Annotated in this window: 22 protein-coding genes and 2 pseudogenes; 10 read left to right on the top strand and 14 right to left on the bottom strand. The window is 60.8% G+C overall.

All coding sequences use genetic code 11. The features are described 5' to 3' along the window. Positions 1–29: 29 nt before the first annotated feature. The 4 genes and pseudogenes from ACTJJN_RS09375 to ACTJJN_RS09360 all read right to left on the bottom strand — a co-directional run bounded on the left by ACTJJN_RS09375 (position 30) and on the right by ACTJJN_RS09360 (position 2818). Positions 30–758 carry a methyl-accepting chemotaxis protein gene (locus ACTJJN_RS09375; protein ID WP_407473313.1) on the bottom strand — a complete coding sequence of 243 codons (729 nt, stop codon included), beginning with the start codon at positions 756–758 and terminating at the stop codon, positions 30–32. 135 nt (positions 759–893) lie between these two features. Continuing rightward, a pseudogene (mcpH, locus tag ACTJJN_RS09370) lies at positions 894–1922 on the bottom strand (methyl-accepting chemotaxis protein McpH); the annotation flags it as partial. A 366-nt stretch (positions 1923–2288) separates the two neighbouring features. Further along, the gene (locus ACTJJN_RS09365) at positions 2289–2591 is read right to left on the bottom strand and encodes a cell division protein ZapA (protein WP_003255684.1); all 303 of its coding nucleotides are present in this window, start codon (positions 2589–2591) and stop codon (positions 2289–2291) included. After that, complete coding sequence (locus tag ACTJJN_RS09360) at positions 2588–2818, bottom strand: hypothetical protein (protein WP_003255686.1); 231 nt, start codon at positions 2816–2818, stop codon at positions 2588–2590. Before ACTJJN_RS09360 ends, ACTJJN_RS09365 begins: the two co-directional genes overlap by 4 nt. Positions 2819–3084: 266 nt before the next feature. Between ACTJJN_RS09360 and ACTJJN_RS09355 the strand changes: the two are divergent. Beyond that, positions 3085–3855 (top strand): annotated as a pseudogene (locus tag ACTJJN_RS09355) (MCP four helix bundle domain-containing protein); the annotation flags it as partial. Further along, positions 3838–4710, top strand: coding sequence for a methyl-accepting chemotaxis protein (locus ACTJJN_RS09350; RefSeq protein WP_414003953.1), 873 nt, complete (start codon positions 3838–3840; stop codon positions 4708–4710). The pseudogene ACTJJN_RS09355 and the gene ACTJJN_RS09350, both read left to right, overlap by 18 nt. Positions 4711–4712: 2 nt before the next feature. Here ACTJJN_RS09350 and ACTJJN_RS09345 read toward each other — a convergent pair whose 3' ends face one another. Together ACTJJN_RS09345 and gbcB are read right to left on the bottom strand one after the other, a co-directional pair. Continuing rightward, positions 4713–5411, bottom strand: a complete 699-nt coding sequence (locus ACTJJN_RS09345) for an RHS repeat-associated core domain-containing protein (protein WP_221100748.1) — start codon at positions 5409–5411, stop codon at positions 4713–4715. Positions 5412–5528: 117 nt separating this feature from the next. After that, positions 5529–6629 (bottom strand): glycine-betaine demethylase subunit GbcB, encoded by a 1101-nt coding sequence (gene gbcB / locus ACTJJN_RS09340; protein ID WP_017148040.1) that lies wholly within the window; start codon positions 6627–6629, stop codon positions 5529–5531. A 295-nt stretch (positions 6630–6924) separates the two neighbouring features. Here gbcB and gbcA point away from each other — a divergent pair, with 295 nt between their 5' ends. Further along, positions 6925–8217 (top strand): glycine-betaine demethylase subunit GbcA, encoded by a 1293-nt coding sequence (gbcA, locus tag ACTJJN_RS09335; protein ID WP_011953250.1) that lies wholly within the window; start codon positions 6925–6927, stop codon positions 8215–8217. An 80-nt stretch (positions 8218–8297) separates the two neighbouring features. On the opposite strand, the gene ACTJJN_RS09330 is transcribed toward gbcA, so the two are convergent. The 7 genes from ACTJJN_RS09330 to ACTJJN_RS09300 all read right to left on the bottom strand — a co-directional run bounded on the left by ACTJJN_RS09330 (position 8298) and on the right by ACTJJN_RS09300 (position 17506). Beyond that, positions 8298–9125, bottom strand: coding sequence for an RHS repeat-associated core domain-containing protein (locus ACTJJN_RS09330; RefSeq protein WP_011953249.1), 828 nt, complete (start codon positions 9123–9125; stop codon positions 8298–8300). Between the two features lie 600 nt (positions 9126–9725). Continuing rightward, positions 9726–10496: an electron transfer flavoprotein subunit beta gene (etfB, locus tag ACTJJN_RS09325; RefSeq protein ID WP_003255694.1), complete on the bottom strand. Its 771-nt coding sequence runs from the start codon at positions 10494–10496 to the stop codon at positions 9726–9728. A 10-nt stretch (positions 10497–10506) separates the two neighbouring features. Next, positions 10507–11739, bottom strand: a complete 1233-nt coding sequence (gene etfA, locus ACTJJN_RS09320) for an electron transfer flavoprotein subunit alpha (protein ID WP_014755077.1) — start codon at positions 11737–11739, stop codon at positions 10507–10509. Beyond that, positions 11739–13691, bottom strand: coding sequence for a dimethylglycine demethylation protein DgcB (dgcB, locus tag ACTJJN_RS09315; protein ID WP_440781211.1), 1953 nt, complete (start codon positions 13689–13691; stop codon positions 11739–11741). The genes etfA and dgcB overlap by 1 nt, the downstream gene beginning before the upstream one ends. A 154-nt stretch (positions 13692–13845) precedes the next feature. Continuing rightward, entirely contained in the window at positions 13846–15906 is a 2061-nt protein-coding gene (dgcA, locus tag ACTJJN_RS09310; protein WP_003255697.1) for a dimethylglycine demethylation protein DgcA, read from the bottom strand. Positions 15907–15921: 15 nt separating this feature from the next. Next, entirely contained in the window at positions 15922–16452 is a 531-nt protein-coding gene (locus ACTJJN_RS09305) for a DUF5943 domain-containing protein (RefSeq protein WP_014755075.1), read from the bottom strand. 76 nt (positions 16453–16528) lie between these two features. Beyond that, on the bottom strand, positions 16529–17506 hold the full coding sequence (locus ACTJJN_RS09300; RefSeq protein WP_003255700.1) for a dipeptidase: 978 nt from the start codon (positions 17504–17506) through the stop codon (positions 16529–16531). A gap of 285 nt (positions 17507–17791) precedes the next feature. Here ACTJJN_RS09300 and ACTJJN_RS09295 point away from each other — a divergent pair, with 285 nt between their 5' ends. The 3 genes from ACTJJN_RS09295 to ACTJJN_RS09285 all read left to right on the top strand — a co-directional run bounded on the left by ACTJJN_RS09295 (position 17792) and on the right by ACTJJN_RS09285 (position 19728). After that, a complete protein-coding gene (locus tag ACTJJN_RS09295; RefSeq protein WP_014755074.1) occupies positions 17792–18208 on the top strand; it encodes a lysozyme inhibitor LprI family protein in 417 nt (138 codons plus the stop codon). A 138-nt stretch (positions 18209–18346) separates the two neighbouring features. Further along, entirely contained in the window at positions 18347–19039 is a 693-nt protein-coding gene (locus ACTJJN_RS09290) for a hypothetical protein (protein ID WP_003255705.1), read from the top strand. Between the two features lie 71 nt (positions 19040–19110). Then, positions 19111–19728 (top strand): hypothetical protein, encoded by a 618-nt coding sequence (locus tag ACTJJN_RS09285; protein ID WP_014755073.1) that lies wholly within the window; start codon positions 19111–19113, stop codon positions 19726–19728. Positions 19729–19731: 3 nt separating this feature from the next. Here the strand turns inward: ACTJJN_RS09285 and ACTJJN_RS09280 are convergent, their stop codons facing one another. Then, the gene (locus ACTJJN_RS09280; protein WP_011953245.1) at positions 19732–20679 is read right to left on the bottom strand and encodes a GlxA family transcriptional regulator; all 948 of its coding nucleotides are present in this window, start codon (positions 20677–20679) and stop codon (positions 19732–19734) included. A 144-nt stretch (positions 20680–20823) separates the two neighbouring features. On the opposite strand from ACTJJN_RS09280, the gene choX reads away from it, so the two are divergent. From choX to ACTJJN_RS09260, 4 genes are all read left to right on the top strand, one after another. Next, positions 20824–21768, top strand: coding sequence for a choline ABC transporter substrate-binding protein (gene choX / locus ACTJJN_RS09275; RefSeq protein WP_003255708.1), 945 nt, complete (start codon positions 20824–20826; stop codon positions 21766–21768). Between the two features lie 122 nt (positions 21769–21890). Beyond that, the gene (locus ACTJJN_RS09270) at positions 21891–22775 is read left to right on the top strand and encodes a 3-keto-5-aminohexanoate cleavage protein (RefSeq protein ID WP_003255710.1); all 885 of its coding nucleotides are present in this window, start codon (positions 21891–21893) and stop codon (positions 22773–22775) included. Positions 22776–22946: 171 nt separating this feature from the next. Continuing rightward, positions 22947–23912 carry an L-carnitine dehydrogenase gene (locus ACTJJN_RS09265; RefSeq protein WP_440781210.1) on the top strand — a complete coding sequence of 322 codons (966 nt, stop codon included), beginning with the start codon at positions 22947–22949 and terminating at the stop codon, positions 23910–23912. 10 nt (positions 23913–23922) lie between these two features. Further along, positions 23923–24393 (top strand): thioesterase family protein, encoded by a 471-nt coding sequence (locus ACTJJN_RS09260; protein ID WP_047603179.1) that lies wholly within the window; start codon positions 23923–23925, stop codon positions 24391–24393. Positions 24394–24458: the final 65 nt, after the last annotated feature.

The following is a 24458-nucleotide window of genomic DNA, read 5'->3' as shown; positions in this document are numbered from 1 at the left end:
CGAAAGGGCCGCAAGGCGGCCCCGGCAATCTAAAGCCTGAACCCACCCATCTGGCGCGCCAGGTCATCGGCCAGACCACGCAATGCCTGGCATTCTTCCCGACACCCCTGCACCTCCGCCGCCGTCTCACGCGCCAAATCGGAAATCCCCTGCACCGTCCGGTTGATTTCCTCGGTCACCGCCGACTGCTCCTCGGTAGCCGTGGCCACCTGGTGGTTCATGTCACTGATGTGCTCTACCTGGTCGGTAATCGCGCTCAGCGATGCCCCGGTGCGCTGGCTCGATTCCACGCCACTGCCGGTCGCCTGCTGCCCTGCCTGCATTGAACTCACCGCCGAACCTGCACCCAGCTTCAGGCGCTGGATCATCTGCTGCACTTCGTCGGTGGACAGCTGTGTGCGCCGGGCCAGCGTACGTACTTCATCGGCCACCACAGCGAACCCGCGCCCCATCTCCCCTGCCCGCGCGGCCTCGATGGCAGCGTTCAACGCGAGCAGGTTGGTCTGCTCTGAAATGCTGCGGATTACCGCGAGCACTTCATCGACCGAGGCGACTTCGTCGGCCAGCTGGCTGACCGCATCGGCCGCCTTGCCGATGTCGCCCGACATGCCCTCGATGCCACGAATGGATCGTTGCACCACCTCGCGGGCCTGCAACGCCTCGTCTCGTGCCGACTGCGACGCCTGGGCCGCATCGCCGGCATTGCGGGCGATGTCCTGCACGGTCAGGCCCATCTCGTGTACAGCAGTGGCGACCATCTCGGTCATCTCCTGCTGGCGCCCGGAGCGCTCAGCGGTATTGTCCACCACCTGGGTTACCTGCTCCACGGCCCGCCGCAGCCGCTCGGAGGTACTCAACACCTCGCCGATCAGGCTGCGCTGGCTGTCCAGGAAGCGGTTGAAACCACGGGCCAGGTCACCCAGCTCATCCTGACGCGAATCGTCCAGCCGATGGCTGAGATCACCCGCTCCCCCGCCAATCTGAACCAATGCGGCGGTAACGCGGCGGATCGGCCGCACCAGGCCACGCGCCAGCAGTACCACCAACAGCAGCGACACCAACGCGACGGCGCCACCAATCAGGCTGGTCAGCCAGACGGCCTGATGCATTTGCGCGTAAATTTCCGACTCTGGCACTTCGGCCACAAGGGTCCAGTTGAGGTCGCGCAGCGGCAGGCCCAGCGCCAGGTAGCGCTCACCGTCACGGCTGAAGCGGCTGCTACGCAGGCTCTCGCCTCCGGTCATGACGCCTTTGGCTGAGTCCGCGCCAAGCTGTTCGGCAAGCTGGCGCTTGCCACTGAAGGCAGCATCGGGATGCACCTGGATCAGGCCATCGTTGCGCACCAGGAACACCTTGCCGTGCTCGCCAAAGCTGAAGTCGTGGATCAGCTTCGATAATTCGGTCATGCGCAAGCCCATGCCGGCCACACCCACCAGCTTGCCTTCCTTTTCCACGCGATAGTCGATGAACAGAGCCAGTTCGCCGGTGGCACCATCGATGTCGATGTTGATGAAACGCTCGGCGCCGCTGTCGATGTAACCGTAAAACCACTTGTCCTTGGGGTTGCTGCGGCTGAGGGTGCGGTCCAGGCCGTTCTCGTTGTAGTAGTGGCCGGTTTCAGTCGAGGCGAACAGCGTAGTAAAGGCGTGGTTGCGCTGTTTGGCGGCGGTCAGGTATTCGATGAATTGGGGCGCCTGCGCAGGATCTTCACCGGCAGCCAGCCAGTCGCGCAGCAGGGTGTTACCGGCAATGTCCGCGGCAGCGACCAACGGTTGGCCCAGCATGCGCTCGATGTCGTTGCGGATGGCTTCGATGCTGGCTGGCAGGGCAGTGTCGACCAGGTAACGGTCGGTGAGGCGGTTGAGCGCCACGGTAAAGATAATGACCACCACCAGGATGCTCGCCAGCAAGGCAGCACCCATGCTGGTGATCAATTGCAACTGGATGCTCTTACGCCAGATACGCATGCCCTACTCCCCGCACATTATTGTTTTGCGGGAAGTGTATACACTTGCGTATCCAGTTAATCCAGTGATCTGAAGCAATCAGATGCACCCTGTAGGCGGGTTTACCCGCGAATGCGGTGTGAAGCCACTGACGCTTTCGCGGGTGAACCCGCTCCTACGGGGGACGGTGTAAGGCCTTATTGCTCAGCGATGTCTATCTGCGCTTGAGTTCGCGCAAGGGTCTGCTGATGCCTGTAGGAGCGGGTTTACCCGCGAATGCGGTGTTGAAGCCACTGACGCATTCGCGGGTGAACCCGCTCCTACAGGGGAAGGTGTGCGGTCTTATTGCTCTGCAATGGTCCGCACGATGGCATCCACCGTGGCGTCGATCTGCGCTTGAGTTCGCGCAAGGGTCTGCTGATGCTCTTTCTGCAGTTCAACCTGTTTGGAGCACAGGTTAAGGGCAGCCAGCACCAGCAGTTTGTCACCGATCAAGGTCGGGTACTGACGCTTGGTCTCGTTAAGGGCTTTGTTGAGCATCCGTACCGCCTGGGCCAGGGTTTCTTCCTGGCCTTCGGGCGCCTTGATCGAATAGTCGATGCCGAGAATCGACACGACATTGATCGGCTGCTCTTGCAGTCTCATGCGCCAACAACGCCCGCGCTGGCGCGCTCGACCAGGGCCTGGATGCGTGCTGCGGTAGCGCCGTTCTTCTCTTCCTGTTCCATCAGCGACAGCTGCAGGGTTTCGTTCTCTTCCTTGGCCTGGGCCAGTTCCTGGCCAAGGGCGGTGTTCTGCTCGATGAGTTGAGCGTTTTTCTGCATCAGGTCGCTGACCAGTTGCTCGATTTGATTCAGGGAAGCTTCCAGCATGGGTCTATCTCAGGTTGTTGCGAGGGGCGCACACGATAAAGAAAAGTGCGGCCCATCGCCATTAAATATCGGATTCATAAGGTGTCTGACCCGCAGATTGACAGGGTAATCGACCCCTTGTTCCGACCTGGATCAACCGCCGGTCAGGAAAAGGTTCGCGGTTGCACAATTTTCCCCGGCCCCATTCAAGACTAACCAGTCACGACCGATAGCCCGGCAAGTCATGTTTTGTCGCTCTTTCCCCACTTGCCTGGATCCTGCTCTCCATGTCCCTACGCAACATGAATATCGCCCCGCGCGCGCTTCTCGGCTTCGCGCTCATCGGCCTGCTGATGCTCGGCCTTGGTATCTTCTCCCTGGTACAAATGGGCAACATCCGCCAGGCGGGCGTTGCCATCGAGCAAGTCAGCGTGCCCAGCATCAAGATCCTCGACGAACTCACCGCGCTGAACCTGCGCATGCGCACGCTTTCCTACCGCCTGCTGCTCAACCGCGAGCCGGCAACCCAACGCGATACCCTCGATCTGCTGGACCAGCGCAACAGCCAGATCGACCGCGCACGCCAGGCCTACCTGCCAATGATCGTCGCCGCCGACGAACAGGCAGCATTCGACCAGTACGGTCAGTTGCTCAACCAGTATCGCCAGCTGGAATCGCGCATGCGCACACTGAGCCAGGCCGATCGCCTGGACGAATTGCGTGACCTGCTCAACCGCGACCTGCTGGCCAACTCCGAGCAGATCAACAAGGTCATGGACACCTTGGTACGCATCAACACTGACCAGACTCGCGCCACCAACGAAAAAGCCGCCAACCAGTATGCCGGCGCTTTCGCCCTGGTGATCGGCCTGTTGGTTGCCGCCACCGTACTGACCTTCGCCTGTGCTTTCCTGCTGACCCGCAGTATCGTCAAGCCGATCGAAGAAGCACTCAAATGCGCCGAGCAAGTCGCCGACGGCGACCTGACCCACTTCATCCGCGCAGAGGGCACCGACGAAGCCGCCCGGCTGTTGCGCGCCATGGCGCGCATGCAGGACAAGTTGCGCGATACCTTGCAGCAGATCGCCGGCTCCGCCACCCAGCTGGCCTCGGCGGCCGAAGAGTTGAATGCCGTCACCGACGAAAGTGCCCGTGGCCTGCAGCAGCAGAACAATGAGATTGAACAGGCCGCCACTGCTGTCACCGAAATGACCAGCGCAGTGGAAGAAGTGGCGCGCAATGCCGTAAGCACATCAGAAGCGTCCAGTGAAGCCAGCCGCTCCACCGGCGATGGTCGTGACCTGGTGATGGAAACCGTGGGTGCGATCGAGCGCATGAGCGGTGATGTGCAGGCCACCGCCAAGCTGATTACTCACCTGGCCGAACAGTCGCGCGACATTGGCAAGGTGTTGGACGTGATCCGTGGCCTGGCCGACCAGACCAACCTGCTGGCGCTCAACGCAGCCATCGAAGCCGCGCGGGCCGGTGAAGCGGGCCGTGGTTTTGCCGTGGTCGCCGATGAAGTGCGCGCGCTAGCTCATCGTACCCAGCAGTCGACCAGTGAAATCGAGCGGATGATCGGCAGCATCCAGGGGGGTACCGAAGAAGCGGTTGAGTCGATGCGCACCAGCACCGAACGCGCCGAATCGACGCTGAACATCGCCCGCGGTGCAGGCATGGCGCTGGATACGATTGCCGGGGCGGTAGCGCAGATCAACGAGCGTAACCTGGTGATTGCCAGCGCGGCGGAAGAACAGGCACAGGTGGCGCGGGAAGTGGACCGCAACCTAGTGAACATCAATGACCTGTCGGTGCAGAGCGCTACCGGTGCCCATCAGACCAGTGCGGCGAGTGCAGAGCTGTCGCGGTTGGCGGTGGACCTTAATAGTTTGGTGGCGCGGTTCCGCACCTGAGCCTAAAAGGCACTGCTATGCCGCCTTGATAAGAGCCCCTCCCGAACTTGCGTGACCTGCGACACAGGAGGGGCACTATTGACACGCGAGAGCCCATTGGGCGGTAGAATCCCCGCTATCATGGGCCTGACTTTATGCATGACAAAATAGTCAACAGCCTTACGGCCAAAGAAGAAGCCGACATCAACTGTCGCGCTTCCCATTTTTACAGCAAAGCTTGCCACGTTGACCCAGTTAGCACCCGGCACTCCCGCCGCAACCATCACTACGCCGACCTTCTTTACCCATTTGTTCCTATCGTCTAGCCGCTTGAGCCCCTTAAGATTGGACATAGACGCTTTGGCACGCTTTCCAAGCCATACAGTGTTCGCAATTACCTTGGTGACGCTGTATTGGCCAGTGGGGTCCACTCGATTGACAGGATTCCCATGGCAGTAAGCGTATGCATTGATTCCTCCCCGCGAGAAGGGGCTTAGCCGATCCGCGCTGAGAAATCGCATTAATGCTGGGCTGTACATACGCCTGCCTTTTCCGAGCAGATAATTACTGGTAGCGCTGTCACGCAGTTCAGCATTGAATGCGATCATAGCAGCGCCATTGTCATGAACTACACCATAGGGGCTATATGCGCAGACCCTACGGCCAGCATTGGGCAAGAATGAGCTGGATAAATGGAGATGCAATATTCCTTCGTCCACCATGCCCCCCCCTTTTTTGTAGAGCATATTCTATAGCCAACGGCCCCTCATGATTACTGACAGAAATGACAGGGCGCAAAGGGGTTAGCGAGGTACCTGCCGGGGCCCCGCTATCTGGAATCAGTAATCGATCCGCACATCCCCTTTCGGCACGCTGCAGCACGACAGGATGTAGCCCTCGGCTTCATCCTCTTCGGTAATGCCGCCGTTGTGCTCCATTTCTACTTCGCCGCCCAGTTTGAGCACCTTGCAGGTGCCGCAGATGCCCATGCCGCAAGCTTTGGGGATCATCAGGCCAACTTTGGCTGCCGCAGCATGCACGGTCTCGCCCGGGGCAACGCGGATGCTCTTCTCGCTGCCGATGAACTCCACCAGATTGAGGTCGGAAACGTCCAGCTCAGGTGCATCGGCCGCCTGCTCGGCGTGCTCCACGGCGTCGGCTTTGGCTTCCGCCGGCGTCGCGCCGAACGACTCCTCGTGATAATTCTTCATGTCGAAGCCGACCGCTTCAAGCATGCGCTTGACCGCCGTCATGTACGGCGTCGGGCCGCAGCAGAACACAACGCGCTCCATGTAGTCCGGCGCAATCAACTCCATCAGCCGCTGGTTCAGGTAACCGCGGTAACCCGCCCACGGCTCGCCCAGGCCATGCTTTTCGCAAATGATGTGCAGGCTGAAGTTGGGGATGCGCGACGCCATCTGCTCCAGCTCGCGGTGGTAGATGATGTCTTTCGGCGAACGGGCGCTGTGGACGAACACCATGTCGACGTTGGCATTGGTGTCGTAGAACCAGCGCGCCATCGACATCACTGGGGTAATACCGACGCCGCCCGACAGGTACAGCACCTTGCCAGCAGGGAAGTCGATGGCGTTGAACAGCCCCACCGGGCCGTGCACCGGCAGCTCGGCGCCTTCGTGCATGGTGTCGTGCAGGAAGTTCGACACCAGGCCACCCGGCACACGCTTGACGGTGATCGAGAAGCTGTACGGCACTGACGGCGAACTGGAGATGGTGTAGGAGCGCATCACCGGCTTGCCTTCGATCTCCAGCTCCAGGGTGACGAACTGCCCTGGCTTGAAGAAGAACATGATCGGCTGGTCGGCCATGAAGCAGAAGGTGCGCACGTCCCAGGTCTCCTGGATGACCTTGACGCAGCGCACGATGTGGCGGCCGTTGGCCCAGGTCTGGGTAGTGACCGGATTGAGGAAGGTATCGGACATGTTCATCTCCAGCGGCCGACTATCGGGCTTTATATGGCTTGGATAATGCGCAAGCTGAGAGCGACGTACATTCCTGCCAGCGACATCGGCGTGCTTATCGCGACCAGCCCCGCGATACAAGGGCTGGCGCGTCGTTATTCAAATCGGCCATGTCGCCCATGGATACGGTTCGCGGCGTCTTCGGACGCACACTCCACGGCAAAACAACATGCTGTTTTCTGACAAGCAGCCTTGCGGCACCACAACAACGATTAGCCACCTTTTGCCGGCCGCATACGGCCCCGAGGAATACACGATGGACGTCACCGCAACCCTGAGCCTGGGCGATCCACTGGAACCTGCACGCAAGGCCACCGCCGAGATGCTGCAGACCCGCGAGCGAACCTACTCGCTGCCCCAGCCTTTCTACACCGACGAGCGTCTGTTCCAAATCGACATGCAGGAGATCTTCCACAAAGAATGGCTGATCGCCGGCATGACCTGCGAGATCCCGGCGAAAGGCAACTACATCACCCTGCAGATCGGCAAGAACCCGATCATCGTTATCCGTGGTGCCGAAGGTAAGGTGCACGCCTTCCACAACGTCTGCCGTCACCGCGGTTCACGCCTGTGCGTGAGCGACAAAGGCAAGGTGGCCAAGCTGGTCTGCCACTACCACCAGTGGACCTACGAACTGGACGGTCGCCTGCTGTTCGCCGGTACCGAGATGGGCGCCGACTTCGACATGAAGGAATATGGCCTGAAGCCAGTGAACGTGAAGGTGGCCGGCGGCTACATCTTCATCAGCCTGGCGGAAAACCCGCCCGCCATCGACGAGTTCCTGGCCACGCTCGAGCACTACATGGAACCGTACGACATGGAGAACACCAAGGTGGCGGTGCAGACCACCTTGATGGAAAAGGCCAACTGGAAACTGGTGCTGGAAAACAACCGCGAGTGCTACCACTGCTCCGGTTCGCACCCGGAACTGCTGCAAACCCTGCTGGAATGGGACGATACCAACGACCCGCGTGCCAGCCAGGAATTCAAGGACCACGTGGCCGCCTCCGCCGCTGCCTGGGAAGCCGAGAAGATCCCTTACCTGCACAAGAGCCACGGCCTGCGTAACCGCATCGTGCGCATGCCGCTGCTCAAGGGCACCGTGTCGATGACCATGGACGGCAAGCAGGCCTGCCAGAAGCTGATGGGTCGCATCAAGAACCCGGACCTGGGCTCGATGCGCATCCTGCACCTGCCGCACTCGTGGAACCACTGCATGGGCGACCACATGATCGTGTTCACCGTGTGGCCGATCAGCGCCCAGGAGACCATGGTCACCACCAAGTGGCTGGTGCACAAGGATGCCGTCGAAGGTGTGGACTACAACCCCGAGAACATGCGCAAGGTGTGGGATGCCACCAACGACCAAGACCGCCGTCTGGCGGAAGAGAACCAGCGTGGGATCAACTCCACCGCGTACCAACCCGGCCCGTATTCGAAGACTTACGAGTTTGGTGTGGTGAACTTCATTGACTGGTACAGCGGGCGGATGCTGAACAACCTGGGAGCAGAGCCGGCGCCGTATCTGAAGGAAGTGCAGGCGCAGTAAATACGCAACTAGGCTTACAGCGCTCCGACTGATTTCAGGTCGGAGCGCATCAAGCCACCTACAGCCACTGAGGGCCAGTGCTAGACCTGAACCTCATAGGTAGGCGTTCTCCAGAAACTTATCCTGTTCGCAACTGCTGTCAACCCTCTACCCACGTTAGCGGCCATCTCGTCCATCATTGTGACGTCCATTAACGTCTCCAGTGCCACGCCAGGGATTTCACGCGGATATCTCCAAAAGTACCTGCTTACCTCACGGGCTGCAGCAAGGTTGCCAGTCAATCCACCGCTAAGGTTAGTCACTGAGTTCACCAGGCCCAATACATCCGTAGCCGTTTGCAAGGCTGGCGTCACACCAGAGGTCGCAGCGATCACTTGCCCAGCAAGACCTGCGCTCCCCGTTATGAAGAACTGCTGGTTGGATACCCTAGATAAATGGGGTAACTCATTATGAACAACCGGGGTTTCCCTTCCTGAGTTAGTAATCCTGGCCTTGAAAGCAATCCGGCGCCCCACTACATTCTTGACGGTACGCACCACAGAACCGACCAAAGTGGCAGCACTGGACACCACACTGACGGACCTGAGCAAGATGCTCCAGGCCGCTCCGCTCGGGTCATGGCGATTCACGGGATCAGCGCCGCAATAGACGTAACTGTTGATCCCCCCCCTGGAAAATGGGCTTAGCCTGTCGTGCGTAATGAATCGCATCAGGTTTGGGCTATAGAAGCGATGGCCATTTCCCAATGGGTAACTGCCAGTCAAGGGGTCTTGATACTGCCCACAGAATGCAAGCCCTGGTACAGGCGCTGCGTTCATGATGCCGTAAGGCGAATAAACCCGCGGGCTGAAGGCTAACCCATGCAGAACTGATAGTTGCCGATCGGCGCTCAACAAGAATGTCGCCATGAGTGATCCACAAAACAGGGAGTTGTGGACACGGTAATGGCTGATTGAAATTTTGAGTACTAGCAAAAATGTCAGGCAGAACGCTGATCATTATTTGATCATATTGGCGGAGCCCTCATTCTCACTGGGCTGCAGCGGAGTTCATACACCTTGTCCACAGAGAGACCAACAGACTTTGTGAGCAAACGATGAAATGTGTGCAATAGGGTTGTGGATAAGCGATTCAATGCCCTGTTTTTCAAGGAACAAGCAGGATTCAGACGAAATGATCATTTTTTGAACAAATCTATCAAAACCTTGAACGACGCAGCCTGCAGCCGTAACCGAACAGATTATCCACAGACCGGCTAACAGCGATTGTGGGCAAAATCAGGAAGATGCTGGCTTGTGCGTTTACGACGACTGGCACAGTCCCTGAACGGTTTTTGATCAAAACCCTGAAGAACCCGCCGCACAAGGCCTGTGGACATGCACCAACACTTTATCCACACCTTGACGAACAGATTTGGTGGGCAAAAGCGCTCGCTCGATGCTGAGTATTGAATGAGGGGAGCGCCCTTGCCGGGGCGCTCCCAAAAAGAGACCTCTAGCCCTCCTGCTTCAGCGCAGGACGCCCTCTTCCACCAGCAGCTTGAGGATCGCCTCAGCGCCTTCCTGCGGCGAAACGTCCTTCAGCACCTTGCCACCACCGCCACTGGCCTTGGCCGTCGCGGCCTTCATGCGGTCGGCGCCACTCTTGGCCTTGATTACCTTCAAGCGCTTGGGCCGTGGACGGGCCGGTTGCAGCTCGGCTTCGGCCAACAGTTCATCTTCGACAATGGCCACGTTACGCGCCGCCAATACCCCCCGGCGCGCAGGCCCAAAAGCGCTCTGGCGCGGCTTGGGCGCCGCGTTATCCACAGTCGCCAGCAATGGCAGACGCACCTTCAAGCGACGCCGCTGACCACGCGGCAAAGCCTGCAACACCTGCGCGGTGCCGTTGTCGATCGACTCCACTTCGGCCAACCCGACAATCAGCGGCCAGCCGAGCTTTTCGGCCAGCAGGAACGGCAACATGCCCGATCCCTCGCCAGTCTCGGCCTGGCTGCCGGTCAGCACCAGTTGGGCCCCGGCGTCGCGCAGATAATCGCCCAGCACGCCCAGCACATCGGCCCCGGCCGGTTGCTCCAGCACGTCGAGGTGGTCCAGGCCCATGCCCAGGTAAGCGCGCAAGGCCTCTTCCTGTGGATCGCCCGCATGCACCACCTGCAAGTTATCCCCAGCCAGCTGCAAACCCAACTCCACGGCACGGGCATCCTGCTCGGCGCGGCGGGCGCGGCCAGAGCTGGGGTGGGCACCAATGGAAACCAGGCTGATCACTTTCGTACTCATGCTCGTGCCCTTATGCCGCGTCGCGCTGGCCGCTGCTGCGGAAGTTGTCCACAGCCTCAATCAGCGCCTTGAGAATCGCCGAGCTGTCGCCAATCACCGACAGGTCAGCCCGTTTGATCATGTCGCAGCCTGGATCCATATTGATCGCCACCACCTTGTCGCAGGCACCGATACCCTGAAGGTGCTGGATCGCGCCTGAGATACCCACAGCCACGTAGACACGCGCGGTAACCCAGGTGCCGGTAGCCCCCACCTGGCGGTTGCGCGGCATGAAACCGTCATCCACCGCCACCCGCGAAGCGCCTTCGGTGGCGCCAAGGGCCGCTGTGGCCTTGTGGTAGAGGTCCCAGTCCTTGACCCCGTTGCCGCCCGAGACGATGAACTCGGCCTCAGCCATGGCAATGGTGGCAGGGTCCACGGCCACCGAGCCGAGGTCTTCGATGCGCGACAGGCTTCGCGCCACGCTTGTGGACAACTCCACCGGCAAGGCTTCGTGACGGGTTTCGCTGACCGGTTCGGCGCACTCGGCCGCCGCCAGGATCAGGCGCGGCACGGTGCGTTGCAGGTCTTGCTGGCCGGCACCGGCGCGACCGATGCACTGGCCGTCCTTGATCTGCCATACCCGCGTTGCCGGGCGCTCGCCCAGCGCGGCGCCCAGGCGCCGACCCAGTTCACCGCCACCGGTGCGGCTGTCGGGCAGCAGCCAGTGGCGCGGCGCGAACTGGTTATCCACAGCCCGCAGGCCCTGCACCAGTTGCTCCGGTGCATAACCTTCAAAGGCCTCGCCTTCGATAACCAGCAGGCGGTCGACACCGGCTGTGGAAAAGTTGCTTTCCTTGTGCTCGTTGAACACCACGGCCAGCACCGCCCCGTCGCTGCCGGCCAGGCTGTGGGCCAGGCCAAGCAGGTCGCGGTCGTGGCTGCTCAGGCGGCCGCCAACCATGTCCGGCACCACGGCAATGTAGAACGCCGGCGCCGCCACCTGGTGCAGTGGCAACTTGACCTCGACTGTTGCCGTGCGCCGCCCGCCCGCGCCGGTGCCCTGCTGGGCGCCGCTGCGGTCGATACGCTTGATGCCGGCCGGGCCGACAAAGCCCGCGGCAATCGCATGTGGGTTCTTGCGGATGATGCCGTTAGGCCCCATCCAGCTGGTCTGTTGCGTCTGCATCGCGGCATGCAGCGGGTGCAGGCGGTTACGGGCGATCCACTCGGCGCGTGGGTCGCGGCGGATAATGTCGCTCATCAGTGCACCTCCGCAGGTTCACGTTTAGCCGTTTGCGGCTTTGGGACAGTGGATGCGTCCTCCTCGATCAGCACGTCGGCCACCAGTTCGGCCAAGTCCTTGATCTGTGGGCGCGGCTCGACCACGCCTTCAAGCATGGCGGTGCACTGCGGGCAACCCACGGCTACCAGCTCGGCCTCGGTCTCACGAATGTCGTCCATGCGCATATCGGGAATACGCTGCTTGCCAGGGATGTCAGTGATCGGCGCACCGCCACCACCACCGCAGCAACGGGAACGGAAGCCCGAACGCTGCATCTCGCGCACCTCGATACCCAGCGCCTTGAGCACTTCGCGCGGGGCTTCGTACTCGCCGTTGTAGCGGCCCAGGTAGCACGGATCGTGGTAGGTGACGCTGCCGCCCTTGTGTTGGCCCAGGTTGAGCTTCTTGGCCGCGATCAGTTCGGCGATGTAGGTGCTGTGGTGCTGCACCTGGTAGTCACCACCCAGGGCGCCGTATTCGTTCTTCAGCACATGGAAGCTGTGCGGGTCGCAGGTGACGATGCGCTGGAACTTGTACTTGGCCAAGGTCTGGATGTTGCGCTTGGCCAGTTGCTGGAAGGTCGCCTCATCGCCCAGACGACGCGCCACGTCGCCGCTGTCGCGCTCTTCCAGGCCGAGTACGGCGAAGTCCACACCCGAGGCTTTCAATACTTTGACAAACGAACGCAAAGTGCGTTGGTTACGCATGTCGAAGGCACCATCACCGACCCAGAACAACACTTCGGTCGCTTTCACTTCAGACAGCAGCCGCAGATTAAGGTCGGCAGCCCAGTTCATGCGCCCGCCGGGGGCGAAGCCGCCGGGGTTGTCGGTGGCGATCAGGTTGTCCAGCACCTCGGCGCCCTTGTTCGGGGTTGCGCCCTTTTCCAGGGTGAGGTGGCGGCGCATGTCGACGATGGCATCGACGTGCTCGATCATCATCGGGCACTCCTCGACGCAGGCACGGCAGGTGGTGCAGGACCACAGCGTTTCGGCGTCGACCAGGCCATTGACGATCGGCTGGTGTGGATTGCCACCGTGTTCGCCGATTGGTTTGCCAGGGTATGGGCTACCGGCAAATTGCGCGTCAGTGCCACCGGCAAGGCCGATGACCATGTCCTGGATGAGTTTTTTCGGGTTCAGCGGCTGGCCAGCGGCAAAGGCCGGGCACATGGCTTCACATTTACCGCACTGCACGCAGGCATCGAAGCCCAGCAGCTGGTTCCAGGTGAAGTCCACCGGCTTTTCCACGCCAAGGGGTGCGTTCGGGTCTTCCAGGTCCAACGGCTTGAGGCCGGTGGAGCGGCCGCCGCCGAAGCGATCGGCACGGCGGTGCCAGGCCAGGTGCAAGGCACCGGCGAAGGCGTGCTTCATCGGGCCGCCCCAGGTCATGCCAAAGAACAGCTCCGACACACCCCACAGCACGCCCAGGCCCAGAATGGCGACCATCACCCAGCCACCGGTGTTGGCCGGCAGGATACCGGCGACCGGCAGGGTGGCAATGAAGAAGCTCACGGCGAACGCCAGCAAACTCTTCGGCAGGCGCATCCACGGGCCCTTGGACAGACGAGAGGGCGGGTTCAGGCGGCGTTTGAAGACAAAGATGGCACCGGTGAACATGATCACCGTGGCTACCAGCAGTGCATAGCCGAGGATCTTGCTCTGCAGGCCAAAACCATGCACCAGAATGGCCAGCACAGCAGACAGCACAAAGCCGCCCGCAGTGGCCACGTGGGTCTTGGACATGTATTTGTCGCGCTCAACCACATGGTGCAGGTCCACCAGGTAGCGGCGCGGCATGGCCAGCAGGCCGCCGATCAGGTTGACCTTGGACGGCCGGCCACGGCGCCACATGCGCACCCGGCGAAAGGCACCGAGCACTGCCAGGCCAAGGGCAGCGAACAGCAGGATGGGTAGAAGGGTGTTCAACATGGGAGGCTCCCACAAACAGCTGGATTCTTGCGCCGACCAGAGGGCGAGACTGGCCCCATGTAGGAGCGGGTTTACCCGCGAATGCGTTCGGTCAGGCANCGCGGGTAAACCCGCTCCTACAGGGATCGCGCCCGATGGCGGCGACTGTTAACGATCAGAAGTCCTTGCACAGGCGCAAGGCGTCGTAGATCGCCGCATGCACGTTGCGCTGGGCCACGCAGTCACCGATGCGATACAGCAGGTAGCCTTCGCCCGGCTGGCTGAGGATCGGCTGTGGCTTGATGGCGAACAGCGCCTCCACGTCTATCTGGCCCTTGTTGCGCGAACCTTCCTTGAGCGCGTAGTACAGCTCTTCGTCAGGGCGCACGCCGTTTTCAACCACGACTTGATCGACCACACGCTCTTCCTTGGCGCCGGTGTATTCGTTCTCCAGTACCGCCACCAGCTTGTCGCCCTCGCGGTAGACCTTTTCCAGCATCATGTCGCCGGTCATGATCACTTCTTTGGGGTACATGCTGCGGTAGTAGGTGGGGAAGGTGGTCCCCCCCATGGCCACGCCTGGCTTGATGTCGTCGGTGACGATCTCGACCTGGCTGCCCTTGTCAGCGATGAAGTCGGCGACCGACATACCGGTGAATTCGCAGATGGTGTCGTACACCAGCACGTTCTTGCCCGGCGCTACCTTGCCATCGAGCACATCCCAGCTGCTGACCACCAGCCCTTCAGCGGCACCCCAGTGCTCGTTCTGCTCCAGGAACGAGTGCCCACCTACGGCCAGCACGATGACGTCCGGGCGCAGGTCCTGGATCGCCGCCACATCAGCGGCAGTGCCCAGGCGCAAGTCGACTTTCAGGCGAGCCAGCTCAAGCTGGTACCAGCGGGTGATACCGGCAATCTGGTCACGCTGCGGGGCCTTGGCGGCAATGGTGATCTGCCCGCCAATCTGATCCCTCTTCTCGAACAGGGTCACGTCGTGGCCGCGTTCAGCAGCCACGCGGGCCGCTTCCATGCCGGCAGGGCCTGCGCCTACCACCACCACCTTGCGTTTGACGCCGGTGGTCTTCTCGATGATGTGCGGCACACCCATGTACTCACGGGAGGTCGCGGCGTTCTGGATGCACAGCACATCCAGGCCCTGGTACTGGCGGTCGATGCAGTAGTTGGCACCGACGCACTGCTTGATCTGGTCGATCTGGCCCATCTTGATCTTGGCGATCAGGTGCGGGTCGGCCATGTGCGCACGGGTCATGCCGACCATGTCCACGTAGCCGCCTTCAAGGATGCGCGTGGCCTGGTTCGGGTCTTTGATGTTCTGCGCGTGCAGCACCGGGACCTTGACCACTTCCTTGATACCGGCTGCCAGGTGCAGGAACGGCTCCGGCGGGTAGCTCATGTTGGGGATGACGTTGGCCAGGGTGTTGTGGGTATCGCAACCCGAGCCGACCACGCCGATGAAGTCGAGCATGCCGGTGGCGTCGTAGTAGGCAGCGATCTGCTTCATGTCCTCGTGGCTGAGGCCATCAGGGTGGAACTCGTCACCACAGATACGCATGCCCACGCAGAAGTCGTCACCCACTTCGGCGCGCACAGCTTTCAGTACTTCCAGGCCGAATTTCATGCGGCCTTCAAAGGTACCGCCCCATTCGTCGGTACGTTTGTTGACCCGTGGGCTCCAGAACTGGTCGATCATGTGCTGGTGCACCGCCGACAATTCCACGCCGTCCAGGCCGCCCTCTTTGGCGCGACGCGCAGCCTGCGCGTAGTTGCCGATTACCCGCCAGATCTCTTCCACCTCGATGGTTTTGCAGGTAGCGCGGTGCACAGGTTCGCGAATGCCCGATGGCGACATCAGCGTCGGCCAGTTGAAGCCGTCCCAGCGCGAGCGGCGGCCCATGTGGGTAATCTGGATCATGATCTTGGCGCCATGCTTGTGCATGGCGTCGGCAAGGTTCTGGAAGTGCGGGATGATGCGGTCGGTCGACAAGTTGACCGATGCCCACCATTCCTGCGGGCTGTCGATGGCAACCACCGACGAGCCGCCACAGATGGCCAGGCCGATGCCGCCCTTGGCCTTCTCTTCGTAGTACTTCACATAGCGGTCGGTCGTCATGCCGCCGTCAGTGGCGTAGACCTCGGCGTGCGCGGTGCTGAGCACACGGTTGCGGATGGTCAGTTTGCCGATCTGGATCGGCTGAAACATTGCTTCGAATGCCATGACGCTATCTCCGGCTTACAACGGCTTTGTAACGAACAGGCCATCTTCGTGGCCTTCTTCCGACCCGCCATAGACCTGCTCGGCCACGGTGCGGATATTGCTGCCGCGGGCAGCGAGAATCTGGTCCATCGCGCCAGCGAACCAGCCGGTGAACATGTAGTCGACCTTGCGGCCGCACTTGCCATAGACGTACACGAACGCAGAGTGCTTGAGCTTGACGCTGCAGGTACCTTTATCCAGGTCGATATCCTGAATCTCGAACAGGCCCCAGCCGCGCTGGCTCAGGCGCTTCATGTAGTGCTCGAACACCGCCACGCCTTCCAGGCCATGGCACTCGGCCTCTTTTTCACACCAGTGCCAGGCGGACTTGTAGCCAGCCTTGTAGAGGATTTCGGCATAGGCGTCGGCGCCCAGCACTTCCTCGATGCCCATATGGTTATTGACGAAGAAATGACGAGGCACATACAGCATCGGCAAGGCGTCGCTGGTCCAGACACCGGTCTCGCTGTCGACTTCGATTGGCAATTGCGGGGCGATTTTGGCCATGGAAACTCAACTCCATAAAATTTTTTTGTGGGTGCCCCGGCGTTGCTGGCAGGGGCTATCAGGCTTGGAGAGCGGCTTACTCGCCCCAGACATCCTTGAGGACGTTGACCCAGTTCTCGCCCATGATCTTGCGCACCACACGCTCGGAGTGGCCGCGTTTCAGCAAGGTCTCGGTGAGGTTGGGGAATTCGCCGACAGTGCGAATGCCCAGCGGGTTGATGATCTTGCCGAAGTTGGTCAGGCGGCGGGCGTAGCCCTTGTCATGGGTCAGGTATTCGAAGAAGTCCTGGCCGTGCCCCTGGGTGAAGTCGGTACCGATACCGATGGCGTCTTCACCGACGATATTCATGGTGTACTCGATGGCCTCGGCGTAGTCATCGATGGTCGAGTCAATGCCTTTGGCCAGGAACGGCGCGAACATGGTGACGCCAACGAAACCGCCGTGATCAGCGATGAACTTCAGCTCTTCGTCCGACTTGTTGCGCGGGTGCTCTTTCAGGCCCGAGGGCAGGCAGTGCGAGTAGCACACCGGCTTTTTCGATTCGAGGATGACTTCTTCGGAAGTCTTGGAGCCAACGTGGGACAGGTCGCACATGATGCCGACACGGTTCATCTCGGCAACGATCTCGCGACCGAAGCCGGACAGCCCGCCGTCACGCTCGTAGCAGCCGGTGCCCACCAGGTTCTGGGTGTTGTAGCACATCTGCACGATGCCCACGCCCAGTTGCTTGAACACGTCCACATAAGCGATCTGGTCCTCGAACGCATGGGCGTTCTGGAAGCCGAAGAGGATGCCGGTCTTGCCCAGTTCCTTGGCCTTGCGGATGTCGGCGGTGGTGCGCACCGGCATCACCAGGTCGCTGTTGTCGCGGATCAGCTTCTGGCTGGACGCGATGTTGTCGACGGTAGCCTTGAACCCTTCCCAGACCGACACCGTGCAGTTGGCCGCAGTGAGGCCGCCTTTGCGCATGTCTTCGAACAGCTCGCGGTTCCATTTGGCGATGATCAGGCCATCGATGACGATGCTGTCGGCGTGTAGTTCGGCTGGGCTCATCAGGCTGTCCCCTTTTATAGAGTTGGGTCGCGCCAAACCTTCTGCCGGCGCTTTGAGGCCAGCATATGCCTGTGCCCCGAGGCGCCCCGGTGCAAAAACGACAGGGGGTTTGCCGAAAGCGTCAATGCGCGACAAGAGCGCGTCTGGCGCGTGTTCCGGGGATGCGAGACAGTCTCGATAACGACATTTGCGGCCGGTACATGAACATTTGGTCAGGGAGCTACCACCTGGCCTCTGGCTGAGCGAGAATCCTTGCGATTCGACAGCCTGTTGAGGAGAAAACGGATGAAATCAATGGCATGGCTGGTGCTGCTGGCCATCGTGAGCGGGGCCCAGGCCAGTGAGGACGAAAGCACACCTTGCGACAATGTGGAGACCGACCAGCAAACCTTCGCCTGTGCAGCATTCAACAAGCAGGTCGCCGAGCGTGAGCTGCAGTCGGCCTACGAAGACCTGGTCGCGCGCATGCGTGATCAGTTCGGCGACGAGGCAGGCCTGATGTCGCGAATAGAGGCAGCCGAGAAAGTCTGGAGCCAACTGCGCGATGCAGACTGCAAGGTCGAAACCCATGCTGAACAACCCGGCAGCAGGGCCTACCAGATCGCCTGGAACAGCTGCATTGCACAGCGCAGCGATGAGCGAGCCGAGTATTTGCGCAGCCTGGGCGCGCAAAACGGTGACGAGCCAGCACCCGAAGATTGATCAGCACGTGCGAGTGAAGGAGCAACTCCAGAGGAACAACATGCCGCTGATGCCCCCTGCGTCATTGCTCGATAGTGCCCCCAGACCACGTGCTCACCATGTGTGTCTTGGAACTCACAACTATCAAGGAATTACAAAGTGGCTGACATCAAAGTTGAAATGGAAAAAATCCGCAAAGAGGGTCAAGAGCGCGTAGCCGCTACCGGCCAGACCATCTGCGTCTTCGCTGACAATGTCCCTGCCAACATTGCAGAAGACATCCTGGCCGGCATGCGTTTGATGACCGAACTGGCCAACAAGAAGTTCGACAAGGAGACCCAGCAGCGCGAGTGGTACAACTTCTACAACGATGGCCTGATCAAGTTTGGCTGGACCATGACGGGCGCAGCACATGCCGAAGACGCCATTGATGAAGACAACCTGACCCTGGCAGAGCTGATTACCAAGTCCGTCACCATCAGCGTCTCCGCGGACCCTCGTCGCGCCGCCTGCGCCAGGCGTGTTCTGCAAATTGTCGTGCAGAAACCGGAAGTCAAGGCGCACCTGGAAAAGCACAGCCATAGCGAATCCGGCAAATCGAGCAACTTCGTGGTCGCCCAGTGCGAAATGACGCCACAAGGCCTGCCGGCGATGCACATGACCAGCTTCCAGGCCAGCTACGACTCGAAAGTCGAGCGTGAGGGCGCCCTGACCCGCAAGGTCGACAAAACCTCTACCCGCGTTTATCGCGCTTCGCAACAAGGCACGTTCAGCGTTCGTCACTTCGACGCTGCACGTGATCTTGTGAATGAGAAGATAAAAGGCGACATCGCCGCGTTTCTCGCTATCTGATTAGCGAGACCGGGTACCAGCTCTCTGGTACCCGGTTCTGGTCATCTGCATCCATCAAGGAGCAATGCCACATGGGCGATACGAACCTGGATACCCGTGTATTCGAGGAGCGGCTAAGCATCAAGCCTGCGCCCTGGCTGACACTTGAGACATGGGAAGACTTGCAGCTATGCCTGCGTTATTCACAAGCAGTGGCCAATGAAAAATTCTCGATGGAGACCCAGCCTCAGCAATGGTTCACTGTCGCTCTCGCCACCTTGCAATCATTGAAATTCACCCTGTTCGAACACACTCATAAAACCATCGTGTATGAGCCGCACTTGCTTGCATTAAGCGATGTTTACAGTGGCTATCTACCCCCGCCCCGCGAGAAAGGACCTTGGTTCAAGAGCCTAGAAGAAAATGTTCAAGCCGCTCTGCAGTCGGCCGGTACGCGTACCTTCACCGTCATGAACGCCTCTTCACATCTCAGTATCGAAATGGACCATGAAGGGGACCAGGTCCCGGTTGCGATCCTGTTTTATGCCTATTGCGTTACCGACCCGGTCGAGCCCACCAGAAAGTTGAACCTGATATTTGACCACCTGGGTGCACGCTTCAATGCAGCGGATTTCGCCCCGCTTCGCAAAGATCTGCAAACAAGGAATCGCGAAAAGCTAAGGGCCATCCTCGAGCGTGAACTGGATTGAAGCTCATTTTGTACCGCTGGGCCGTCGCTCCTCCCGCGGGCACCGTCCAAACCTCAGCTTGTAGCGCCGCGTGAAATAGGATGGCAGTTCAAACCCGCACGCAAGGCTGACTTCAGTCACCGACATGTCGGTCTGGGCCAACAGCTGGCGCGCCTTGTCCAGCCGTAACCCGAGATAGAAACCGCTCGGGGTTGCATCAAGGTGCATGCGAAACAAACGCTCCAGTTGACGCCGTGTCACCTTGATCGCGGCAGCCAGTTCCAGCGTACTCAACGGTGGCTCGATGTGTTTTTCCATTTCGCCAATGGCATGGACCAGCTTCTTGTTGCTGATGCCATAACGCGCACCGATCTGCATGCGCTGGTGGTCCTGGCGCTGACGGATACGACCCAGCACGAACTGCTCCGACACCTTGACCGCCAGTTCGCTGCCGTGAGACTGGGCAATCAGGTGCAGCATCAAATCGATCGAGGCGGTTCCGCCGGCACAGGTGATACGGCTGCGGTCAATCTCGAACAGCTCCTGGGTGGCTTGAAGGCCTGGATAGCGTTCCTTGAATGCCTCAAGCGCCTCCCAATGCAATGTCGCCCGGTAGCCCTCGAGCAGCCCTGCCTCGGCCAGCACCATTGCGCCCGTGTCGATGCCACCGAGCATGACAGCTTCGTGGTTGAGCCGGCGCAGCGCATGCAGCAGTTTGGGTGCGACATTGGCCAGTGGCTCAAAGCCCGCAACCACCAGCAGGATGTTGGCCGGCTCTCCTTCCCCCAGGGCGGCATCGGCATTGATCGACATGCCATTGCTCGCCAGCACCGCCTCACCGTCCAGGCTAAGCACCTGCCACCGGTACAACTGCCCGCCAAAACGATTGGCCACCCGCAGGGGCTCCACTGCCGAAATGAACCCCATGGCAGAAAAGCCGGGCACCAACAGAAAGGCAATCGTCTCCATCATCCCCTCCTCCACAGAAACTGGTCGCCCCGGTGCTAATTCCTGTCGCTAGCGTGCGCTTGGGCAAGGTAGCGCCAGCGTAGCGTATTCACACGGTCCGCAGAGGCCGCCCTCAATAACAATATGCACTGCCGATGGAGAGCCACCATGCACAGCTTGATCCGCCGCAGCCTGTTGTCCCTTGCCCTGAGCAGCATCGTTGCCACCCCGCTTTTCGCCGCCGAGCCCGCCGCCTGCAAAAACGTGCGCCTTGGCGTGGTCAACTGGACCGACGTCATTGCCACCAGCGCCATGGCCCAGGTACTGCTCGACGGCCTGGGGTACCAGACCAAACAGACCAGTGCCTCGCAACAGATCATCTTCGCCGGCATACGCGACAAACGCCTGGACATGTTCCTGGGTTACTGGAACCCGATCATGACCCAGACCATTACCCCGTTCGTCGATGCCAACCAGGTCAAGGTGCTGGACAAGCCAAGCCTGGAGGACGCGCGCGCCACCTTGGCCGTGCCGAAATACCTCTACGACAAGGGCCTGAAGACGTTCGCCGACATCCACAAGTTCGAGAAAGAGCTGGGCGGCAAGATCTATGGCATCGAACCGGGTTCCGGCGCCAATACGCAGATCAAAGCGATGATCACCAAGAACCAGTTCGACCTGGGCAAATTCCAGCTGGTCGAGTCCAGCGAGGCCGGCATGCTCGCCGCCGTCGACCGCGCGGTGCGGCGCAAGGAGGCCGTGGTGTTCTTCGGCTGGGCGCCACACCCGATGAACGTGAACATCGACATGGCCTACCTGGGTGACAGCCAGGATGCACTCGGCCCTGACGAAGGCCGCGCGACGGTGTGGACGGTGACGGCGCCGGACTATGCCGAACGCTGCCCCAATGCCCACCGCCTGCTGGCCAACCTGAAGTTCAGCGCCGAGGACGAGAGTCGCATGATGCAGCCACTGCTCGACCACAAGGACGCGCTGGAATCGGCCCGCCAGTGGCTCAAGGACCACCCCGAGGACAAGGCGCGCTGGCTTGAGGGTGTGACCACCTTCGATGGCAAGCCGGCCGCGGACAACCTCAAGCTTACCGCCAACTGACAGGGCCCTTTCGCGGGCACGCCCGCTCCCACAGGTAACGCGCTCGCCAGGGCCATCACGGCTCCCTGTAGGAGCGGGCTTGCCCGCGAAGAGGCCAGCATTGACCATACAAGGAACCCGCCATGAACCACGACGTCATCATCACCTGCGCCCTCACCGGCGCCGGCGACACCGCCTCGAAAAGCCACTTGGTCCCGGTCACCCCCAAACAGATCGCCGAATCCGCCGTGGAAGCTGCCAAAGCAGGCGCCACCGTGGTCCACTGCCACGTCCGTGACCCACAGACCGGCCGTTTCAGCCGTGATGTAAACCTCTACCGCGAAGTCATGGAGCGTATCCGCGAAGCCGACGTGGACATCATCGTCAACCTCACCGCCGGCATGGGCGGCGACCTGGAAATCGGCCCGGGTGAAACGCCGCTGGCGTTCGGCCCGGGCACCGACCTGATCGGCCCGCTGGAGCGCCTGGCCCATGTCGAAGCACTGTTGCCGGAAATCTGCACCCTCGACTGCGGCACCCTCAACTTCGGCGATGGCAACTCGATCTACGTGTCCACCCCGGCCCAACTGCGCGCCGGCGCCAAGCGCATTACCGAACTGGGGGTGAAGGCCGAGCTGGAAATCTTCGACACCGGCCACCTGTGGTTCGCCAAGCAAATGATGAAGGAAGGCCTGCTTGAAGACCCGTTGTTCCAGCTGTGCCTGGGCATCCCGTGGGGCGCACCGGCCGACACCACCACCATGAAGGCCATGGTCGACAACCTGCCTGCCAACGTCACTTGGGCCGGCTTCGGCATCGGCCGCATGCAGATGCCCATGGCCGCGCAGGCCGTGTTGCTCGGCGGCAATGTACGGGTGGGCCTGGAAGACAACTTGTATCTGGACCGCGGCGTGCTGGCCAGCAATGGCCAACTGGTGGAACGCGCAAGCGAGATCATCACCCGCATGGGTGGCCGCGTGCTCAGCCCGGCAGAAGGCAGAGAAAAAATGAACCTCAAGCGCCGCTGATCCTTTCAACGATCGCAAATGCGGCCGAAGACCCTGTGGGAGCGGGCGTGCCCGCGAAGCAGGCAACGCGATGGATGGATGGCACCGGCCGCGCCGGTGTTCGCGGGCATGCCCGCTCCCACAGGGTTAGCCATTAACCCTGATGACTGTGTTTTACCCTGAGGACTAGCTATGCCCTTTATCACTGAAATCAAAACCTTCGCCGCCCTGGGTAGCGGTGTGATCGGCAGCGGCTGGGTTGCCCGCGCCCTGGCCCATGGCCTGGACGTGGTGGCCTGGGATCCGGCGCCCGGCGCCGAACAGGCACTGCGAAAACGTGTCGCCAACGCCTGGCCGGCACTGGAAAAACAGGGCCTGGCACTCGGCGCATCGCAAGACCGCCTGAAATTCGTGGCGACCATCGAGGAGTGCGTGCGCAACGCCGATTTCATCCAGGAAAGCGCCCCAGAGCGCCTGGACCTCAAGCTCGACCTGCACGCCAAAATCAGCGCCGCAGCCAAGCCTGACGCAATCATCGGCTCAAGCACTTCGGGCCTGCTGCCCAGCGAGTTCTACGAGTCGTCCACTCACCCTGAGCGCTGCGTCGTCGGCCACCCGTTCAACCCGGTGTACCTGCTGCCGCTGGTCGAGATCGTCGGCGGCAGCCGCACCTCACCCGAGGCCATTGAAGCTGCCAAAACCATCTACACCGCCCTCGGCATGCGCCCACTGCATGTGCGCAAGGAAGTGCCAGGCTTCATCGCCGACCGCCTGCTCGAAGCGCTCTGGCGCGAGGCCTTGCACCTGGTCAACGACGGCGTTGCCACCACGGGCGAAATCGACGACGCGATCCGCTTCGGCGCAGGCTTGCGCTGGTCGTTCATGGGCACATTCCTTACCTATACCCTGGCCGGTGGCGATGCCGGCATGCGCCACTTCATGTCACAGTTCGGCCCTGCCCTGAAGCTGCCCTGGACGTACCTGCGAGCACCGGAACTGACCGACAAGCTGATCGACGATGTGGTGAGCGGCACTTCCGAGCAACAGGGCGAGCGCAGCATCGCTGCACTGGAGCGCTACCGTGACGACACCCTGCTGGCGGTACTGGAAGCGGTGAAGTCCAGCAAGGCCAGCCACGGCATGTCGTTCAGCGATTAAGGAGACCAAGATGCCTGCTCTGATCACCTACCGCACCACGGTCCAGGAGGACTGGGTCGATTACAACGGGCACCTTCGCGATGCCTTCTACCTGCTGATCTTCAGCTACGCGACCGATGCCCTGATGGAGCGCATTGGCCTGGACGCCGACAGCCGCGGGCAAAGCGGTAATTCGCTGTTCACGCTGGAGGCGCACATCAATTATCTGCACGAGGTGAAGCTGGGCACCGAGGTGTGGGTGCAGACGCAGATCATCGGCTTCGATAAAAAGCGACTGCACTTGTATCACAGCTTGCATCGATCAGGTTTTGACGAGGCGTTAGCCGCCAGTGAGCAATTGCTTTTACATGTGGACCTGGCGGGGCCAAAGGCCAAGCCTTTTGGAGAATTCAGCACCAATCAACTACAAAGCGTGGTCGATAGCCAACGGGATTTACCAACGCCAGCCTTTACAGGCCGTGTGATAAAGATTCCTGGTTGATACCAACGAGAGCAGCCAGACCATGGCTGCTCGCTAGTGTGGTGTTTTGCAAATACGGCCAATAA

The organism is Pseudomonas sp. 22515, assembly GCF_052044625.1.
In the GTDB taxonomy this organism is placed as follows: domain Bacteria; phylum Pseudomonadota; class Gammaproteobacteria; order Pseudomonadales; family Pseudomonadaceae; genus Aquipseudomonas; species Aquipseudomonas alloputida.
Note: the sequence above shows the minus strand (reverse complement) of the source record. Positions and strands in the feature narration are given on the sequence as shown.

Excerpts from the sequence above, each read along its gene's own strand:
- dgcA (WP_003255697.1), bottom strand. The coding sequence starts at position 15,906 with ATGGCATTCGAAGCAATGTTTCAGCCGATCCAGATCGGCAAACTGACC.
- ACTJJN_RS09305 (WP_014755075.1), bottom strand. The coding sequence starts at position 16,452 with ATGGCCAAAATCGCCCCGCAATTGCCAATCGAAGTCGACAGCGAGACC.
- gbcB (WP_017148040.1), bottom strand. The coding sequence starts at position 6,629 with ATGTCCGATACCTTCCTCAATCCGGTCACTACCCAGACCTGGGCCAAC.
- dgcB (WP_440781211.1), bottom strand. The coding sequence starts at position 13,691 with ATGTTGAACACCCTTCTACCCATCCTGCTGTTCGCTGCCCTTGGCCTG.
- ACTJJN_RS09350 (WP_414003953.1), top strand. The coding sequence starts at position 3,838 with ATGGCGCGCATGCAGGACAAGTTGCGCGATACCTTGCAGCAGATCGCC.
- ACTJJN_RS09260 (WP_047603179.1), top strand. The coding sequence starts at position 23,923 with ATGCCTGCTCTGATCACCTACCGCACCACGGTCCAGGAGGACTGGGTC.
- ACTJJN_RS09285 (WP_014755073.1), top strand. The coding sequence starts at position 19,111 with ATGGGCGATACGAACCTGGATACCCGTGTATTCGAGGAGCGGCTAAGC.
- ACTJJN_RS09300 (WP_003255700.1), bottom strand. The coding sequence starts at position 17,506 with ATGAGCCCAGCCGAACTACACGCCGACAGCATCGTCATCGATGGCCTG.
- etfB (WP_003255694.1), bottom strand. The coding sequence starts at position 10,496 with ATGAGTACGAAAGTGATCAGCCTGGTTTCCATTGGTGCCCACCCCAGC.
- ACTJJN_RS09375 (WP_407473313.1), bottom strand. The coding sequence starts at position 758 with ATGGTCGCCACTGCTGTACACGAGATGGGCCTGACCGTGCAGGACATC.
- ACTJJN_RS09330 (WP_011953249.1), bottom strand. The coding sequence starts at position 9,125 with ATGGCGACATTCTTGTTGAGCGCCGATCGGCAACTATCAGTTCTGCAT.
- ACTJJN_RS09345 (WP_221100748.1), bottom strand. The coding sequence starts at position 5,411 with ATGGTGGACGAAGGAATATTGCATCTCCATTTATCCAGCTCATTCTTG.
- ACTJJN_RS09295 (WP_014755074.1), top strand. The coding sequence starts at position 17,792 with ATGAAATCAATGGCATGGCTGGTGCTGCTGGCCATCGTGAGCGGGGCC.
- ACTJJN_RS09365 (WP_003255684.1), bottom strand. The coding sequence starts at position 2,591 with ATGAGACTGCAAGAGCAGCCGATCAATGTCGTGTCGATTCTCGGCATC.
- etfA (WP_014755077.1), bottom strand. The coding sequence starts at position 11,739 with ATGAGCGACATTATCCGCCGCGACCCACGCGCCGAGTGGATCGCCCGT.
- ACTJJN_RS09265 (WP_440781210.1), top strand. The coding sequence starts at position 22,947 with ATGCCCTTTATCACTGAAATCAAAACCTTCGCCGCCCTGGGTAGCGGT.
- choX (WP_003255708.1), top strand. The coding sequence starts at position 20,824 with ATGCACAGCTTGATCCGCCGCAGCCTGTTGTCCCTTGCCCTGAGCAGC.
- ACTJJN_RS09270 (WP_003255710.1), top strand. The coding sequence starts at position 21,891 with ATGAACCACGACGTCATCATCACCTGCGCCCTCACCGGCGCCGGCGAC.
- ACTJJN_RS09280 (WP_011953245.1), bottom strand. The coding sequence starts at position 20,679 with ATGATGGAGACGATTGCCTTTCTGTTGGTGCCCGGCTTTTCTGCCATG.
- gbcA (WP_011953250.1), top strand. The coding sequence starts at position 6,925 with ATGGACGTCACCGCAACCCTGAGCCTGGGCGATCCACTGGAACCTGCA.
- ACTJJN_RS09360 (WP_003255686.1), bottom strand. The coding sequence starts at position 2,818 with ATGCTGGAAGCTTCCCTGAATCAAATCGAGCAACTGGTCAGCGACCTG.